Genomic DNA, 15,794 nt, shown 5'->3' with positions numbered 1-15,794 from the left:
AGGTACACCATGTCCCGTTCCGAAACGCTTTTCGCCAATGCCCAGAAACACATCCCCGGTGGCGTGAACTCGCCGGTGCGCGCGTTCAAGAGCGTCGGCGGCACCCCGCTGTTCTTCAAGCACGCGGAAGGCGCCTACGTGGTGGACGAGGATGACAAGCGCTACGTCGACTACGTCGGCTCCTGGGGCCCGATGATCCTCGGCCACAGTCACCCGGACGTGCTCGACGCCGTGCGCAAGCAGCTCGACCACGGCCTGTCCTACGGCGCGCCGACCGCGCTGGAAGTGGAAATGGCCGACCTGGTCTGCTCCCTGGTGCCGTCCATGGACATGGTGCGCATGGTCAGCTCCGGCACCGAAGCGACCATGAGCGCCATCCGCCTGGCCCGTGGCTATACCGGCCGCGACAGCATCATCAAGTTCGAAGGCTGCTACCACGGCCACTCCGACAGCCTGCTGGTGAAAGCCGGCTCCGGCGCCCTGACCTTCGGCGTGCCGAATTCCCCGGGCGTGCCGGCGGCCTTCGCCAAGCACACCCTCACCCTGCCTTACAACGACATCGCCGCAGTGGAGAAGACCCTGGGCGAAGTCGGCAAGGACGTGGCCTGCATCATCGTCGAGCCGGTGGCCGGCAACATGAACTGCGTGCCGCCGGCGCCGGGCTTCCTCGAAGGCCTGCGCAGCCTGTGCGACCAGCACGGCGTGGTGCTGATCTTCGACGAAGTGATGACCGGCTTCCGCGTGGCCCTGGGCGGCGCCCAGGCGCACTACGGCATCACCCCGGACCTGTCGACCTTCGGCAAGATCATTGGCGGCGGCATGCCGGTCGGCGCCTTTGGCGGCAAGCGCCAGATCATGGAGCAGATTTCCCCGCTCGGCCCGGTCTACCAGGCCGGCACCCTGTCGGGCAACCCGCTGGCCATGGCCGCCGGTCTGACTACCCTGCGCCTGATCAGCCGCCCCGGCTTCCACGACGAGCTGAACAGCTACACCACCCGCATGCTGCAAGGCCTGCAGGACCGCGCCGACGCCGCGGGTGTGCCCTTCGTGACCACCCAGGCGGGCGCCGCGATGTTCGGCCTGTACTTCAGCGGCGCGGACGACATCGTCACCTTCGAGGACGTGATGGGCAGCGACGTGGAACGCTTCAAGCGCTTCTTCCACCTGATGCTGGACGCTGGCGTCTACCTGGCGCCGAGCGCCTTCGAGGCCGGCTTCACCTCCATCGCCCACGGCGAAACCGAGCTGAAACTGACCCTGGACGCCGCCGAGCGCGCCTTCGCCGCGCTCAAGTAAGCCCTTCTCGCCAAGGCGCCCGACCGGGCGCCTTGCGCTGGGTTCCGCGGCTTCCGGGACTTTATCCCCGCGTTACGCCCACCCCGCCCCAGTTGCCGTTTCCAGCAAAAAAACAGAAAAGAAGGTAAAGACTTTGTAAGGAAGCGCCTGCTTATTTCATAATGTGAAGGCTGGCGCATTTCGCTGGCCGGGTTTTACCCGCCCCGATCCTGGAGGCCGTTTCTCCCCATGTACCGTTCCGGTCGCACCCTGCTGGGTTGCCTGTTGCTCGCACTGCCCCTGTTCACTCAGGCGGGCGGCAACTCGCTGCTGATTCCAGCCACCGGACGCTGCACCTTGAATACCGTGCCCGAACAGCTGCAACAGGCCCTGGCCAGTTGCCAGCAGGCCGCCAATGCCGGCGACGCCCAGGCACAGTTCGAACTGGGGGAATTCTTCTACACCGGCGAACGCGCCCCGCGCGACTTCCAGGCAGCCCTGCACTGGTACGAGAAGGCCTCGCTGCAAGGCCACGCCGACGCACAGCTGCGCCTGGGCACCATGTTCTTCCGCGGCGAAGGCGTGAAGGCCAATAACGTGCAGGCGTACATCGTGCTGAAGATGGCGGCGGTCAACGGCGCCGAAGACGCCATGGACAGCGCCGACCTGGTCGCCGAGCAGATGAACAAGGACGAGCTGGACATCGCCACCAAGGTCCTCGGGCAAATCTTCCGCAACTACCTGATCGAACTGCAGACCGCCGGCAACTCGCCGTTCTCGCCGCTGCCCTGATTCATTGCCAGACACCCTGTAGGAGCGAGCTTGCTCGCGAACAGAGCTGGCCGGCTGATCTCGGTGCAGGGCGGTTCGCGAGCAAGCTCGCTCCTACACAAGAGCAAGAACTGAGCGTCAGTCCTTGCTCGGCATCGGCATGGGGAACGGCATCACGTTGCCGCTGGGCTTTGCCTCGCTGATCTTGGCGGTGCCCAGGCGCTCCACCTCGTCGATGCGGATGATCGAGTGCAGCGGCACGAAGCTGCGGATGACGCCGTCGAATTGCGCCTTGAGCTTCTCCTCGCTGGGGTCCACCACCACCTGGGTGCGCTCGCCGAAGACGAACTCCTCGATCTCCAGGAAGCCCCACAGATCGCTCTGGTAGATCTGTTTGGCGTACATCTCGTACACCTGGCCCTGGTTGAGGAAGACCACCTTGTAGATCGGGTTCTCGCGCTTGCTCATGAACGAAGGATGACAGCCGTACAAAAAGGGCACGCAGCATAGCACAGACAGCCGCCCCTCATGCGCCGCCGCTGGTAGACACCGGCGTCGAGGCATATAATGCGCGGTCATTTTTTAACCAGCTCAAGACAGATTCCATGGCCAAGAAGCTTTTCATCCAGACCCACGGTTGCCAGATGAACGAGTACGACAGCTCGCGCATGGCCGATCTGCTGGGTGAACACCAGGCCCTGGAGATCACCGAGAAGGCCGAAGAAGCCGACGTCATCCTGCTCAATACCTGCTCGATCCGCGAGAAAGCCCAGGAGAAGGTGTTCTCCGAGCTGGGCGCCTGGCGCGTGCTCAAGCAGCAGAACCCGGACTTGGTGATCGGTGTCGGCGGCTGCGTGGCCAGCCAGGAAGGCGCGGCGATCCGCGAGCGCGCGCCCTACGTCGACGTGGTGTTCGGCCCGCAGACCCTGCACCGCCTGCCGGAGATGATCGACGCCGCCCGCGCCACCCGCAAACCGCAGGTGGACGTGTCCTTCCCGGAAATCGAAAAGTTCGACCGCCTGCCCGAGCCCCGCGTCGACGGCCCCACCGCCTTCGTCTCGGTGATGGAAGGCTGCAGCAAGTACTGCACCTTCTGCGTGGTGCCCTATACCCGTGGCGAGGAAGTCAGCCGCCCGTTCGACGACGTGCTGGCCGAGGTGATCCACCTGGCCGAGAACGGCGTCAAGGAAGTCACCCTGCTGGGCCAGAACGTCAACGGCTACCGTGGCCATACCCACGACGGCCGCCTCGCCGACTTCGCCGAGCTGATCCGCGTGGTCGCCGAGGTCGATGGTATCGAGCGCATCCGCTACACCACCTCGCACCCGCTGGAATTCTCCGATTCGCTGATCGCCGCCCACGCCGAAGTGCCGCAGTTGGTGAAGTTCGTCCACCTGCCGGTGCAGGCCGGTTCCGACCGCATCCTGGCCGCGATGAAGCGCAACCACACCGCGCTGGAATACAAGTCGCGCATCCGCAAGCTGAAGGCCGCCGTGCCGGACATCTGCATCAGTTCGGACTTCATCGTCGGCTTCCCCGGCGAGACCGAGAAGGACTTCGAACAGACCATGAAGCTGGTGGAAGACGTCGGTTTCGACTTCTCCTTCTCCTTCATCTACAGCTCGCGCCCGGGCACCCCGGCCGCCGACCTGGTCGACGACACCCCGGACGAGGTGAAGAAGCAGCGCCTGCTGATCCTCAACAGCCGCCTGAACCAGCAGGGCTTCGAGATCAGCCGACGGATGGTCGGCAGCATCCAGCGCATCCTCGTCACCGATTACGCCAAGCGCGACCCCGGTCAGTTGCAGGGGCGCACCGAGAACAACCGCGTGGTCAACTTCCGCTGCGACAACCCGCGCCTGATCGGCCAGTTCGTCGACGTGGAAATCTACGAGGCGCTGCCCAATTCCCTGCGCGCGACCCTGGTGGACACACGTCACTGACAACCCACCGATGACGACTCCGATAGCGGCCGAACTTTCGTACTCAGTCGCCTGGGGTTATTCTTCGACCATCCCCCTTTGCAGCACGGCGACTTAGACAGCCCTTGAACGCCCCCCTGGATATCCATCGTTTCATGCTCGAGCCCTTCGAGGCCCGCAGCTTCGCCAACCTGTGCGGCCAGTTCGACGAACACCTGCACCAGATCGAGAAGCGCCTCGGCATCGAGATCCGCAACCGCGGCAACCAGTTCGAACTGGTCGGTGAGCCCGAGCGCACCCAAGCGGCCGAGAACCTCCTGCAGCGCCTCTACCGTGAAGTGCAGAACGGCACCGAGCTGACGCCCGACATGGTCCACCTGTTCCTGCAGGAATCCGGCCTGGAAGACCTGGCCAGCGAGCCGGCCGCCCCGCTGGTGACGCTCAAGACGCGCAAGGCGCACATCCGCCCGCGCGGCGCCAACCAGCAGCGCTACGTCAAGGCGATCCTCGACCACGACATCAACTTCGGCATCGGCCCGGCCGGCACCGGCAAGACCTATCTCGCCGTGGCCTGCGCCGTGGACGCCCTGGAACGCGAGCAGATCCGCCGCATCCTGTTGGTACGCCCGGCGGTGGAAGCCGGCGAGAAACTCGGCTTCCTGCCCGGCGACCTGTCGCAGAAGATCGACCCCTACCTGCGCCCGCTGTACGACGCCCTGTACGAGATGCTCGGCTTCGAGACCGTGGCCAAGCTGATCGAACGCCAGGTGATCGAGGTCGCGCCGCTGGCCTACATGCGCGGCCGCACGCTGAACAACAGCTTCATCATCCTCGACGAAAGCCAGAACACCACGATGGAACAGATGAAGATGTTCCTCACCCGCATCGGCTTCGGCTCCACCGCGGTGATCACCGGCGACGTCACCCAGGTCGACCTGCCCAAAGGCACGCGCTCGGGTCTCAAGCACGTGATGGAAGTGCTGCGCGACGTTCCCGGCATCAGCTTCACCCACTTCAAGTCCAAGGACGTGGTGCGCCACCCGCTGGTGCAGCGCATCGTCGATGCCTACGACGCCTACGAGAATCGCCTGACCGGCGTGGAAGGCCAGGGCAACAAACATGCTTGAACTGGACCTGCAGGTCGCCTCGCAAACGCCTGGCCTGCCGAGCGAGGCGCAGTTCCGTCACTGGTGCGAACTGGCCCTGCGCCAGCGCCAGAACGATTCTGAACTCACCATCCGCCTGGTGGACGAAGCCGAAGGGCGCGAACTGAACAAGACCTGGCGACACAAGGACTACGCCACCAACGTACTGTCCTTCCCCGCCGACGTTCCCGATGAGCTGCTGGACATCCCGCTGCTCGGCGACCTGGTGATCTGCGCCCCCGTGGTCACCCGCGAGGCCGCCGAACAGGGCAAGTCCGCCGAGGCCCACTGGGCCCACCTGGTCATCCACGGCTGTCTCCACCTGCTCGGCTACGATCACATCGACGATGCCGAAGCCGAGGAAATGGAAGGCCTGGAACGGGAATTGCTGGCCGAACTGGGTCACCCCGACCCGTACGCGGCCGATGAAGAATAAAAGCCACCGAGCAAGGAAAAGATGAGCGAAGACCGATCGAGCAATGGGCACAAGTCATGGTTGGACAAGATCACCCAGGCTTTTGCCCATGAGCCGAGAAACCGCCAGGAGCTGCTTGAGCTGCTGCGCGAAGCCCACGACAACAAGCTGCTGGACAGCGAAGCGCTGTCCATCGTCGAAGGTGCGATCCAGGTGGCGGACCTCCAGGTTCGCGACATCATGATCCCGCGCTCGCAGATGATCTCCATCAAGTCGACGCAGAAACCTGCCGACTTCCTCCCCGCCATCATCGAAGCGGCGCACTCGCGATACCCGGTGATCGGCGAGAGCCTGGACGACATCATGGGCGTGCTGCTGGCCAAGGACCTGCTGCCGCTGATCCTTCACGACCAGAACCATGCCTTCAACATCAAGGACCTGCTGCGCCCGGCCACCTTCGTGCCCGAGTCCAAGCGCCTGAACGTGCTGCTGCGCGAGTTCCGCGCCAACCGCAACCACATGGCCATCGTCATCGACGAATACGGCGGCGTGGCCGGGCTGGTGACCATCGAGGACGTGCTGGAGCAGATCGTCGGCGACATCGAGGATGAGCACGACGTCGAGGAAGACAGCTACATCAAGCCGCTGCCCAGCGGTGACTTCATCGTCAAGGCACTGACCCCGGTGGAAGCCTTCAACGATTTCTTCGGTGCGGAATTCTCCGACGAGGAATTCGACACCGTCGGCGGCGTGGTGATGAGCGCCTTCGGCCACCTGCCCAAGCGCAACGAAACCACCGAACTGGGCGGTTTCCGTTTCCGCGTGCTGAACGCGGACAGCCGCCGGCTGCACCTGCTGCGCCTCACCCCGCTGCAGGACTGAGCCGAACTGCTGGGCGTACTACCGTTCGCGGTGGTACGCCGCAGAAACCGATCCTGTAGGAGCGAGCTTGCTCGCGAACCGGCCTGATAGCTGACTCGCCGGTAAATCTGTTCGCGAGCAAGCTCGCTCCTACAATCAGCCCCGACCTTTCCTGCAACATCCCGCCGCAGTCAGCTCATGGCTTTTGGCTTTCATCCCCATAGCCTACCGTTCGTCTCTCCATTACTCTTGCGCATCGCTTAACCGCCACAAGGATTCCCGATGCGCTGGATCACCCGCCCCGGCCTGCCAGGCCATCTGCTCGCCCTGGCCGCTGGCGCGCTCACCCCGCTGACCCTGGCTCCGTTCGGCTACTGGCCGCTGGCGGTGTTGTCACTGGCCCTGTTCTACCTCGGCCTGCGCGGCACCACGCCCGGCTCGGCGCTCTGGCGCGGCTGGTGGTACGGCTTCGGCGCTTTCATCGCCGGCACCAGCTGGATCTACTTCAGCATCCACAACTTCGGTGGCGCCTCCGGCCCCCTGGCCGGCTTCCTGGTGGGCGGTTTCAGCGCCGGCGTCGCCTTCTTCTTCGCCTTGCCCGCCTGGGTCTGGGCAAAGTTCTTCCGCCGCAACAACGCGCCGGTCAGCGATGCGCTGGCCTTCGCCGCGCTGTGGGTGGTGCTGGAGCTGTTCCGCAGCTGGTTCCTCACCGGCTTCCCCTGGCTCTACGCGGGCTACAGCCAGCTGGACGGCCCGCTCGCCGGCCTCGCCCCGCTGGGCGGCGTATGGCTGGTGTCCTTCGCCATCGCCCTGACCGGCGCGCTGATCATCAATATCCCGGCCCTGACCCAACGCCCCTCGCGCCTGGTCACCGGGCTGATCCTGCTGATCGCGCCCTGGGCCGCTGGCCTGGGCTACAAGGGCCACGCCTGGACTACCCCGGCCGGCGCGCCGCTGAAGGTCGCCGCCCTGCAAGGCAACATCGCCCAGGAAATGAAATGGGACCCGAAGGCCATCACCCACCAGCTGGAGCTGTACCGCGACCTGACCGCCGAGCAGAACGGCGTGGACCTGATCGTCTGGCCGGAAACCGCCGTGCCGGTGCTCAAGGACCAGGCCACCGGCTACCTGGAGATGATCAACGGCGTCGCCACCGCCAAGAAAGCCGCGCTGATCACCGGCGTGCCGGTGCGCGAGAAGACCGCCGAGGGCATTCGCTACTACAACGGCATCACCGTGCTCGGCGAAGGCAGCGGCAACTACCTGAAGCAGAAGCTGGTGCCCTTCGGTGAATACGTCCCGCTGCAGGACCTGCTGCGCGGCCTGATCGCCTTCTTCGACCTGCCCATGTCCGACTTCGCCCGCGGTCCGGCCGACCAGCCACTGCTCAAGGCCAAGGGTTACGCCGTGGCGCCGTACATCTGCTACGAAGTGGTCTATCCGGAGTTCGCGGCCGAACTGGCGGCGCAAAGCCAGCTGCTGCTGACTATCAGCAACGACGCCTGGTTCGGCACCTCCATCGGCCCGCTGCAGCACCTGCAGATGGCGCAGATGCGCGCCCTGGAAGCCGGGCGCTGGATGGTGCGCGGCACCAACAACGGCGTGACCGCGCTGATCGACCCGTTCGGCAAGCTGGCGGTGCAGATTCCGCAGTTCCAGCAAGGCGTGCTGCGCGGCGAAGTCGTGCCGATGCAGGGCCTGACGCCCTACCTGCAATGGCGCGTCTGGCCGCTGGCGATCCTCAGCGCGGTGCTGCTGGTGTGGGCGCTGGTGCGCCGCCGCACCCACCCCGAAGAACGCCGGCTGTTCGGCTGACTCCGACGAAAAAGGGCCTCATTGCGAGGCCCTTTTTCATTGCCGCTATCGGGTTCGCGAGCAAGCTCGCTCCTACAGGAGCTTTCTCGCTCTGGCAGATCGTAGGTATTCCTGTAGGAGCGGACTTCGTCCGCGATAGGCCGCATCGCGCCGGAAACAATCGCGGACAGAGTCCGCTCCTACAAGAACCTGCTAGCGATAGAACAACCGATACCCGACCAACCCGATCGCCTCGTTGAGCAGCTGCCCGCTCTGCCAGATCGCTCGTCCTTCGGGCAGCCAGCCGCCCAGGGGCACCTCGTCATCCGTGCCGAGATAGCCCGCCGGCGCCGGCACCACCTGCAGGCCGGCCTTCTCGAAACTCCAGATCGAACGGGGCATGTGGATGGCACTAGTCACCAGCACCACCCGCTGGATCCCTGCCTCGCGCAGCATTTGCGCGCTGAACTGCGCGTTCTCCCAGGTCGTGCGGCTGCGGCCTTCTTCCCAGCGCACCGGCACGCCGTAATCGTCCAGCAGGCTCTGCGTCATGATCCGCGCCTCGGAAGGCGGCGTGCCGTAATGCAGCCCACCGGAGGTCAGCACGGGCAGCCCGCTGGCCTTGGCCAGGCGGGCGGCGTAGCGAATGCGCTCGCGGGCCATGAGGCCGGGCTGGTCGTCCTGCCACGCCCGATCCCCGCGCACCCGGCCGGCGCCCAGCACCACAATGGCGTCGGCGCGCTGCGCGAGCCCCGCCCAGTCCGCCTGCCTGAGCGGTGCCTGCTGCTCCAGCTGGCGCGCGCCCCACTCCACCGTCACCGGCAGGCTCATCAGCAGCAGGCCGAAGAAACCGGAAAAGAAGCACCATGCCGACACGCGCGGGTAGCGCCGACGCAGCAGGAAACCCAGCAGCAGCAACAGGAGCAGCAGCCCCGGCGGCATGAAAATCTGTTTGAGGATGAAGCGGATAGGCATTGGCGACTCCTTGTCGAGCGCCAAGCCTAACGGATCGGGAAGTTCTCAGCGTGCCTTGGCGTTGCGGAACAGCTGCGATCCGCACGACGTGCACGGCAGCACGCCCTGATGGCGACTCCAGGCCACCGGCGAGCCGCACAGCGCGCACTGCAATTGCTGCGGGCGCGGCACCAGACGCGGCCGACTGGGCGGCACCGGGTGGCGCACATGGCGCGGCGCACGGGCCGGCGCGCGCTCCAGCAGGGCGAGTTCCTCCGCCGCGGCATGCCAGCCGCGCAGCCAATTCACATCCTGGTCCAGATACGCCCTGATCAACTCCATCTCGGCACTGCTCAAACCGCGCAACTCCAGTTCCACGGGGCATTCGTCACGTAGTCGCTCTGCGGTGTCGGCCTCATCCAGGGCCAGCGCGAGCCGTTGCAACAACCGTTCATACAGACCGGAACCCGACGCACTTGCGCGATGCAGCTCAGCCATCAGTCACCTCAAGACAGGCGGAAACCTCCCGCCCTCAGGCAAAGCTTAGCGGCACACCCCGCGCCACACCGAGCGTGCGACAAACGGCGCGGGCTACCGGCTCGGGTGGGGGTCATGTATGCTACGAGGCTTTCTGTAGCCGCCCGACCCAGGTCTTCTCAGGGGTCGGTTCAGCGGAGGGCCACTCGACCTCCCCGGCTGCACACTTCTTTTCCGTACAGGTTCAAATCGCGCCATGCACGAGCAATATCAGCCCCTCGAGATCGAATCCCAGGCCCAGAAATTCTGGAACGAACACAACTCCTTCCGCGTCGACGAAGTCGCCGGCAAGGAGAAGTTCTACTGCCTGTCGATGTTCCCGTATCCGAGCGGCAAGCTACACATGGGGCACGTGCGCAACTACACCATCGGTGACGTGATCAGCCGCTACCACCGCATGCAGGGCAAGAACGTCCTGCAGCCGATGGGCTGGGATGCGTTCGGCATGCCGGCGGAAAACGCCGCGATGAAGAACAACGTCGCACCGGCGGCCTGGACCTACGACAACATCGCCTACATGAAGTCCCAGCTCAACAGCCTGGGCCTGGCGATCGACTGGTCCCGCGAGGTCACCACCTGCAAGCCGGACTACTACCGCTGGGAGCAGTGGCTGTTCACCCGCCTGTTCGAAAAGGGCGTGATCTACCGCAAGAACGGCACCGTGAACTGGGACCCGGTGGACCAGACCGTACTGGCCAACGAGCAGGTCATCGACGGCCGCGGCTGGCGCTCGGGCGCGCTGATCGAGAAGCGCGAAATCCCGATGTACTACTTCAAGATCACCGCCTACGCCGACGAGCTGCTGTCCAGCCTCGACGACCTGCCGGGCTGGCCGGAACAGGTCAAGACCATGCAGCGCAACTGGATCGGCAAGTCCCGCGGCATGGAGATCGCCTTCCCCTATGACCAGGCTTCCATCGGCGAAGCGGGCCAGCTGAAGGTCTTCACCACCCGTCCGGACACCCTGATGGGCGCCACCTACGTCGCCGTGGCCGCGGAGCACCCGCTGGCCACCCTGGCCGCCGAGCGCGATCCGTCGCTGCAGGCGTTCATCGACGAGTGCAAGCGCGGCGGCGTCGCCGAAGCCGACATCGCCACCCAGGAGAAGAAAGGCGTCGCCACTTCCCTGTTCGTGGAGCACCCGCTGACCGGCGACAAGCTGCCGGTGTGGATCGCCAACTACGTCCTGATGACCTACGGCGAAGGCGCCGTGATGGCCGTTCCGGGCCACGACGAGCGCGACTTCGAGTTCGCCAACAAGTACGCCCTGCCGATCCAGCAGGTGATTGCCCAGGTCGGCGCCGACAACGACTTCGAGCCGACCACCTGGAAAGAGTGGTACGGCCTGAAGGACGACAGCGTCATCACCGTCAACTCCGGCAAGTACGATGGCCTGGGCTACCAGGCAGCCTTCGACGCCATCGGCGCCAACCTCGCCGCCAAGGGCCTGGGCCAGCAGCGCACCCAGTTCCGCCTGCGCGACTGGGGCATCAGCCGCCAGCGCTACTGGGGCTGCCCGATCCCGATCATCCACTGCGACGCCTGTGGCGACGTGCCGGTCCCGGCCGACCAGCTGCCGGTGGTCCTGCCCGAGGACGTGGTGCCGGACGGTGCCGGTTCGCCCCTGGCCAAGCTGCCGTCGTTCTACGAGTGCAGCTGCCCGAAATGCGGCCAGCCGGCCAAGCGCGAAACCGACACCATGGACACCTTCGTGGAGTCCTCCTGGTACTTCGCCCGCTACGCCTGCCCGCAGTTCGAAGACGGCATGCTGGACAAGAAGGCCGCCAACTACTGGCTGCCGGTTGACCAGTACATCGGCGGCATCGAGCACGCCATCCTCCACCTGCTCTACGCGCGCTTCTTCCACAAGCTGATGCGCGACGAAGGCCTGATCGACTCCGACGAGCCGTTCAAGAACCTGCTGACTCAGGGCATGGTGGTCGCCGAGACCTACTACCGCACCAACCCGAACGGCAGCAAGGACTGGTTCAACCCGGCCGACGTCGAAGTCGAGCGCGATGCCAAGGCCAAGGTCATCGGCGCGCGCCTGAAGACCGACGGCCTGCCGGTGGAAATCGGCGGCACCGAGAAGATGTCCAAGTCCAAGAACAACGGCGTGGACCCGCAGGCCATGATCGATGCCTACGGCGCCGACACCTGCCGCCTGTTCATGATGTTCGCCTCGCCGCCGGACATGAGCCTCGAGTGGTCCGACTCCGGCGTCGAAGGCGCGAGCCGCTTCCTGCGCCGCGTCTGGCGCCTGGCCCAGAGCCACGTCAACGCGGGCCCCGCCGGCAGCGTCGACAAGTCCGCCCTGGACGACGCGCAGAAGGCCATCCACCGCGCCATCCACCTGGCCATTCGCCAGGCCAGCCAGGACGTGGGCCAGCACCACAAGTTCAACACCGCCATCGCCGCCGTGATGACCCTGATGAACGTGCTGGAGAAAGCCCCGGCCGAATCCGCCACCGACCGCGCCCTGCTGCAGGAAGGCCTGGAAACCGTCACCCTGCTGCTCGCTCCGATCACCCCGCACATCTGCCACGTGATCTGGCAGGAGCTGGGCAAGGACGGCGCCGTGATCGACGCCAGCTGGCCGCAGGTCGACGAAGCCGCCCTGGTGCAGGACAGCCTGCAGTTGGTGGTACAGGTCAACGGCAAGCTGCGCGGCCACATCGAAATGCCCGCCAGCGCCAGCCGCGAGGACGTCGAAGCGGCCGCCCGCGCCAACGAGAACGTGCTGCGCTTCACCGACGGCCTGACCATCCGCAAGGTCATCGTGGTGCCGGGCAAGCTCGTCAATATCGTCGCCAACTAACAGCAACGCTGGAAAAGACCCATTCGCCCGTGGCACCTTCGCCACGGGCATACCGGATCAACAGGAGTGAGGGAAGCTTGATGAAACGTATCCTGACCAGCCTCGCGCTGATCGGCCTGGCCAGCGTGCTGAGCGCCTGCGGTTTCCAACTGCGCGGCCTGGGCGATACGAACTTTGCGCTCAAGGAAATCGACGTGAGCGCGCGCAATGCCTATGGCGAAACCGTCACACAGCTCAAGCAGGTGCTTGAAGGCAGCGGCGTGAAAGTCGTCTCCCGCGCGCCGTATCACCTGATCCTTGCCCGTGAAGAAACCACCAGCCGCTCGGTAAGCTACACCAGCTCCGCGCGCAGTGCGGAAAACGAGCTGACCAACACCCTGAGCTACGAGATCCGCGGCAGTGACAACCTGCTGCTGCTCGCCAACCAGGTGCAGGTGCGCAAGGTCTACGTGCAGGACGAGAACAACCTGATCGGCTCCGACCAGGAAGCCCAGCAGATCCGCAACGAGATGCGCCGCGACCTGGTCCAGCAGATGGTCACCCGCCTGCAGTTGATCACCCCGGCCCAGCTCGACGACCTGCAAGCCAAGGCGGAAGCCAAGGCCAAGGCCGAAGCCGAGGCGCTCAAGGCCGCGGACGAGGCTGCCAAGTCTCAGCCGCAGCAGTCGCCGATCGAATTCCCGAAAGCACAGTAAGCGACAAGGGGCCGGCCAACCGGCCCCTTTCTCATTATGAAGCTCAATCCCGGACAACTCGCGAAGCACCTGCAAGGCAACCTCGCGCCCGTCTACGTGGTCAGCGGCGACGAACCGTTGCTCTGCCAGGAAGCCTGCGACGCCATCCGCGCCGCCTGCCGCCAGCGTGATTTTGGCGAACGCCAGGTGTTCAACGCCGAAGCCAACTTCGACTGGGGCCAACTGCTCGAAGCCGGTGCCAGCCTCTCGCTGTTCGCCGAAAAGCGCCTCATCGAACTGCGCCTGCCCTCGGGCAAGCCCGGTGACAAGGGCGCGGCGATCCTCCAGGAATACCTGCAGCGCCCGCCGGAGGACACCGTCCTGCTGGTCAGCCTGCCCAAGCTCGACGGCAGCACGCAGAAGACCAAGTGGGCCAAGGCCCTGATCGACGGCGATGCCGCGCAGTTCATCCAGATATGGCCGATCGACGTGCACCAGTTGCCGCAGTGGATTCGCCAGCGCCTGTCCCAGGCGGGCCTTGCCGCCAGCCAGGACGCGGTGGACCTGATCGCCGCACGGGTCGAAGGCAACCTGCTGGCTGCCGCCCAGGAAATCGAGAAACTCAAGCTGCTCGCCGACGGCCAGCAGATCGACGCCGACACCGTGCAGGCCGCCGTGGCTGACAGTGCGCGCTTCGATGTATTCGGCCTGATCGACGCGGCCCTCAACGGCGAAGCCGCCCACTGCCTGCGCATGCTCGAAGGCCTGCGCGGCGAAGGGGTGGAACCACCGGTGATCCTCTGGGCCCTGGCCCGGGAGATCCGCGTGCTGGCGAGCCTCGCCCAGCAGTTCAGTCAGGGCGTACCGCTGGACAAGGCCTTCAGCCAGGCCCGCCCGCCCATCTGGGACAAGCGCCGACCGCTGATGAGCAAGGCCCTGCAACGCCACACCGCGCCCCGCTGGAACCAGATGCTGCAGGATGCCCAGCTGATCGACGCACAGATCAAGGGCCAGGCGGTGGGCAACGTCTGGAACAGCCTCGCCCGCCTCGCCCTGCTGGTGGCCGGGCAGCGCATCAGCCTGCCGTCAGCCTGACACCGACGCGCCCGCGGCCCCTGCACGGGCCGCCGGCTTGTCAGGGCCGCGCCGGCTGCGCCCGATGGGCTTGACCTTCCCCGCGGTCCAGCGCTACCCCGCGCGTATCCCGCCCGGTGCTGATCAACGCGCAGATGAGCACCGCCACCACGCCGGCCACGATGGCCATCGCCGTGCCATAGCTGTAGCTCTTGGCGATCTCCGCCTGCAACGGTGCGTTGACCGAGGCGATCAGGTTACCCAACTGATAGACGAACCCCGGCAGCACCGCGCGGGTGCCCACCGGTGCCAGTTCGTTGAGGTAGGCGGGAATGACGCCCCAGGCGCCCTGCACCATGAACTGCATCAGAAATGCGCCGATGCCCAGCGCCACCGCACCGTGACTGAAGGCCCAGAGCGGCAGCACCGGCAACGCCAGCAGCGCGCCGCAAATGATCGCCTTCTTCCGCCCGATCCGTTCGGACAGGCTGCCGAACAGGATGCCGCCGAGGATCGCAGCGATGTTGTACGTCACCGCGATCAGGCTGACGGTGTGCGTATCGAAGCCATGCTGCACCTTCAGAAAGGTCGGGTAGAGATCCTGCGTGCCATGGCTGAAGAAGTTGAAACAGGCCATCAGCAGCACCGCGTAGAGGCACAGCTTCCACTGGCTGCGCAGCACCGGCCACAACGGCGTCGACTCCTTGCGCTCGCGCGCCGCCTGCCAGATCGGCGACTCCGGCACCTTGAACCAGATGAACGCCACCAGCACGACCGGCAGGCAACCGACGATGAACATTCCGCGCCAGCCGAGCACCTCGAACAACAGGCCGTAGACGATCGAAGCGATCAGGTAGCCCGCCGGGTAACCGGCCTGGAACAACCCGGAGACCATGCCACGGGACCGCTCGGGGATGGTCTCCATCGCCAGCGAGGAAGCCACGCCCCAGATGCCGCCCATGGCCACGCCGTAGACCACCCGCAGGACTAGGAAGGTCGTCAGGTTCGGCGAGAACGCCGAGGCCAGTTCCAGCAAGGAGTAGATCAGGATATTGATCATCAGCACCGGCCGCCGGCCATAGCGCTCTGCCGCGCGGCCGAACAGCAACGCGCCGATCGGGCGCACGGCCAGGGTCAGGAGGATCGCCAGGGACACCTGTGGCAGGTCGACATGGAACGTCTGCGCGATATCCGTGAGGACGAAGACCAGGAGGAAGAAATCGAAGGCATCCAGCGTCCAGGCGAGCACTGAAGCGATCACCACATTGCGTTGGGTAGGGGACCATTGCTGCATCACACATCTCCAGCCGGGGCGTCGCCGTCGCTGTACACCGAGGCACTCGTGAGTCAGCTATCACGCTAACCGAGCCCGGAAGCCAACCACAGCTGCGCGCCTGAAAATATCTGTTACAGAAATAGCGACAATCCGCCACAGGTCCCGGTTCGATCAGATGCGACCGAGGCATGAGCGCATGCCCCTTGGCGAGACATTCGGCATCCCCCTGTAGGAGCGGGGCATGCCCGCGATCGCGCGCATGGCGCGCTCCTACCTGG

The 15,794-nt window shown here is 65.4% G+C and carries 14 protein-coding genes; 10 read left to right on the top strand and 4 right to left on the bottom strand.

The annotated features are described in order from the left end of the window. Nucleotides 1-9: 9 nt before the first annotated feature. Complete coding sequence (hemL, locus tag N0B71_RS12150; protein ID WP_259759120.1) at nt 10-1,296, top strand: glutamate-1-semialdehyde 2,1-aminomutase; 1,287 nt, start codon at nt 10-12, stop codon at nt 1,294-1,296. A 228-nt stretch (nt 1,297-1,524) separates the two neighbouring features. Further along, nucleotides 1,525-2,067, top strand: a complete 543-nt coding sequence (locus N0B71_RS12145) for a tetratricopeptide repeat protein (RefSeq protein ID WP_017521798.1) — start codon at nt 1,525-1,527, stop codon at nt 2,065-2,067. A 117-nt stretch (nt 2,068-2,184) separates the two neighbouring features. Here N0B71_RS12145 and N0B71_RS12140 read toward each other — a convergent pair whose 3' ends face one another. Then, nucleotides 2,185-2,514, bottom strand: coding sequence for a DUF1820 family protein (locus N0B71_RS12140; RefSeq protein ID WP_088421405.1), 330 nt, complete (start codon nt 2,512-2,514; stop codon nt 2,185-2,187). 137 nt (nt 2,515-2,651) lie between these two features. Between N0B71_RS12140 and miaB the strand changes: the two genes are divergently transcribed. From miaB to lnt, 5 genes are all read left to right on the top strand, one after another. Next, nucleotides 2,652-3,989, top strand: coding sequence for a tRNA (N6-isopentenyl adenosine(37)-C2)-methylthiotransferase MiaB (gene miaB / locus N0B71_RS12135; RefSeq protein WP_259759119.1), 1,338 nt, complete (start codon nt 2,652-2,654; stop codon nt 3,987-3,989). A gap of 104 nt (nt 3,990-4,093) precedes the next feature. Then, nucleotides 4,094-5,095 carry a PhoH family protein gene (locus N0B71_RS12130; RefSeq protein WP_259759118.1) on the top strand — a complete coding sequence of 334 codons (1,002 nt, stop codon included), beginning with the start codon at nt 4,094-4,096 and terminating at the stop codon, nt 5,093-5,095. Beyond that, a complete protein-coding gene (gene ybeY, locus N0B71_RS12125; RefSeq protein WP_259759117.1) occupies nt 5,088-5,549 on the top strand; it encodes an rRNA maturation RNase YbeY in 462 nt (153 codons plus the stop codon). Before N0B71_RS12130 ends, ybeY begins: the two co-directional genes overlap by 8 nt. 21 nt (nt 5,550-5,570) lie before the next feature. Then, nucleotides 5,571-6,410, top strand: coding sequence for an HlyC/CorC family transporter (locus tag N0B71_RS12120; protein ID WP_015475436.1), 840 nt, complete (start codon nt 5,571-5,573; stop codon nt 6,408-6,410). 261 nt (nt 6,411-6,671) lie between these two features. Beyond that, nucleotides 6,672-8,204, top strand: a complete 1,533-nt coding sequence (gene lnt / locus N0B71_RS12115; RefSeq protein ID WP_259759116.1) for an apolipoprotein N-acyltransferase — start codon at nt 6,672-6,674, stop codon at nt 8,202-8,204. 192 nt (nt 8,205-8,396) lie between these two features. Here the strand turns inward: lnt and N0B71_RS12110 are convergent, their stop codons facing one another. Both N0B71_RS12110 and N0B71_RS12105 read right to left on the bottom strand, forming a co-directional pair. Then, nucleotides 8,397-9,158, bottom strand: coding sequence for a YdcF family protein (locus tag N0B71_RS12110; RefSeq protein WP_259759115.1), 762 nt, complete (start codon nt 9,156-9,158; stop codon nt 8,397-8,399). A gap of 45 nt (nt 9,159-9,203) precedes the next feature. Further along, a complete protein-coding gene (locus tag N0B71_RS12105) occupies nt 9,204-9,635 on the bottom strand; it encodes a hypothetical protein (protein ID WP_259759114.1) in 432 nt (143 codons plus the stop codon). 235 nt (nt 9,636-9,870) lie between these two features. Here N0B71_RS12105 and leuS point away from each other — a divergent pair, with 235 nt between their 5' ends. The 3 genes from leuS to holA all read left to right on the top strand — a co-directional run bounded on the left by leuS (nt 9,871) and on the right by holA (nt 14,261). Next, nucleotides 9,871-12,492 (top strand): leucine--tRNA ligase, encoded by a 2,622-nt coding sequence (leuS, locus tag N0B71_RS12100; protein WP_259759113.1) that lies wholly within the window; start codon nt 9,871-9,873, stop codon nt 12,490-12,492. Between the two features lie 80 nt (nt 12,493-12,572). Further along, complete coding sequence (locus tag N0B71_RS12095) at nt 12,573-13,187, top strand: LPS-assembly lipoprotein LptE (protein ID WP_259759112.1); 615 nt, start codon at nt 12,573-12,575, stop codon at nt 13,185-13,187. A gap of 36 nt (nt 13,188-13,223) precedes the next feature. After that, complete coding sequence (holA, locus tag N0B71_RS12090; RefSeq protein WP_259759111.1) at nt 13,224-14,261, top strand: DNA polymerase III subunit delta; 1,038 nt, start codon at nt 13,224-13,226, stop codon at nt 14,259-14,261. A 40-nt stretch (nt 14,262-14,301) separates the two neighbouring features. Here the strand turns inward: holA and N0B71_RS12085 are convergent, their stop codons facing one another. Then, the gene (locus N0B71_RS12085) at nt 14,302-15,534 is read right to left on the bottom strand and encodes an MFS transporter (protein WP_259759110.1); all 1,233 of its coding nucleotides are present in this window, start codon (nt 15,532-15,534) and stop codon (nt 14,302-14,304) included. Between the last annotated feature and the right edge of the window lie 260 nt (nt 15,535-15,794).

Origin of the sequence: Pseudomonas sp. GCEP-101 (assembly GCF_025133575.1) — a bacterium.
In the GTDB taxonomy this organism is placed as follows: domain Bacteria; phylum Pseudomonadota; class Gammaproteobacteria; order Pseudomonadales; family Pseudomonadaceae; genus Pseudomonas; species Pseudomonas nitroreducens_B.
The sequence above is the reverse complement of the archived record's forward strand: the minus strand, read 5'-3'. Positions and strand labels throughout refer to the sequence as shown.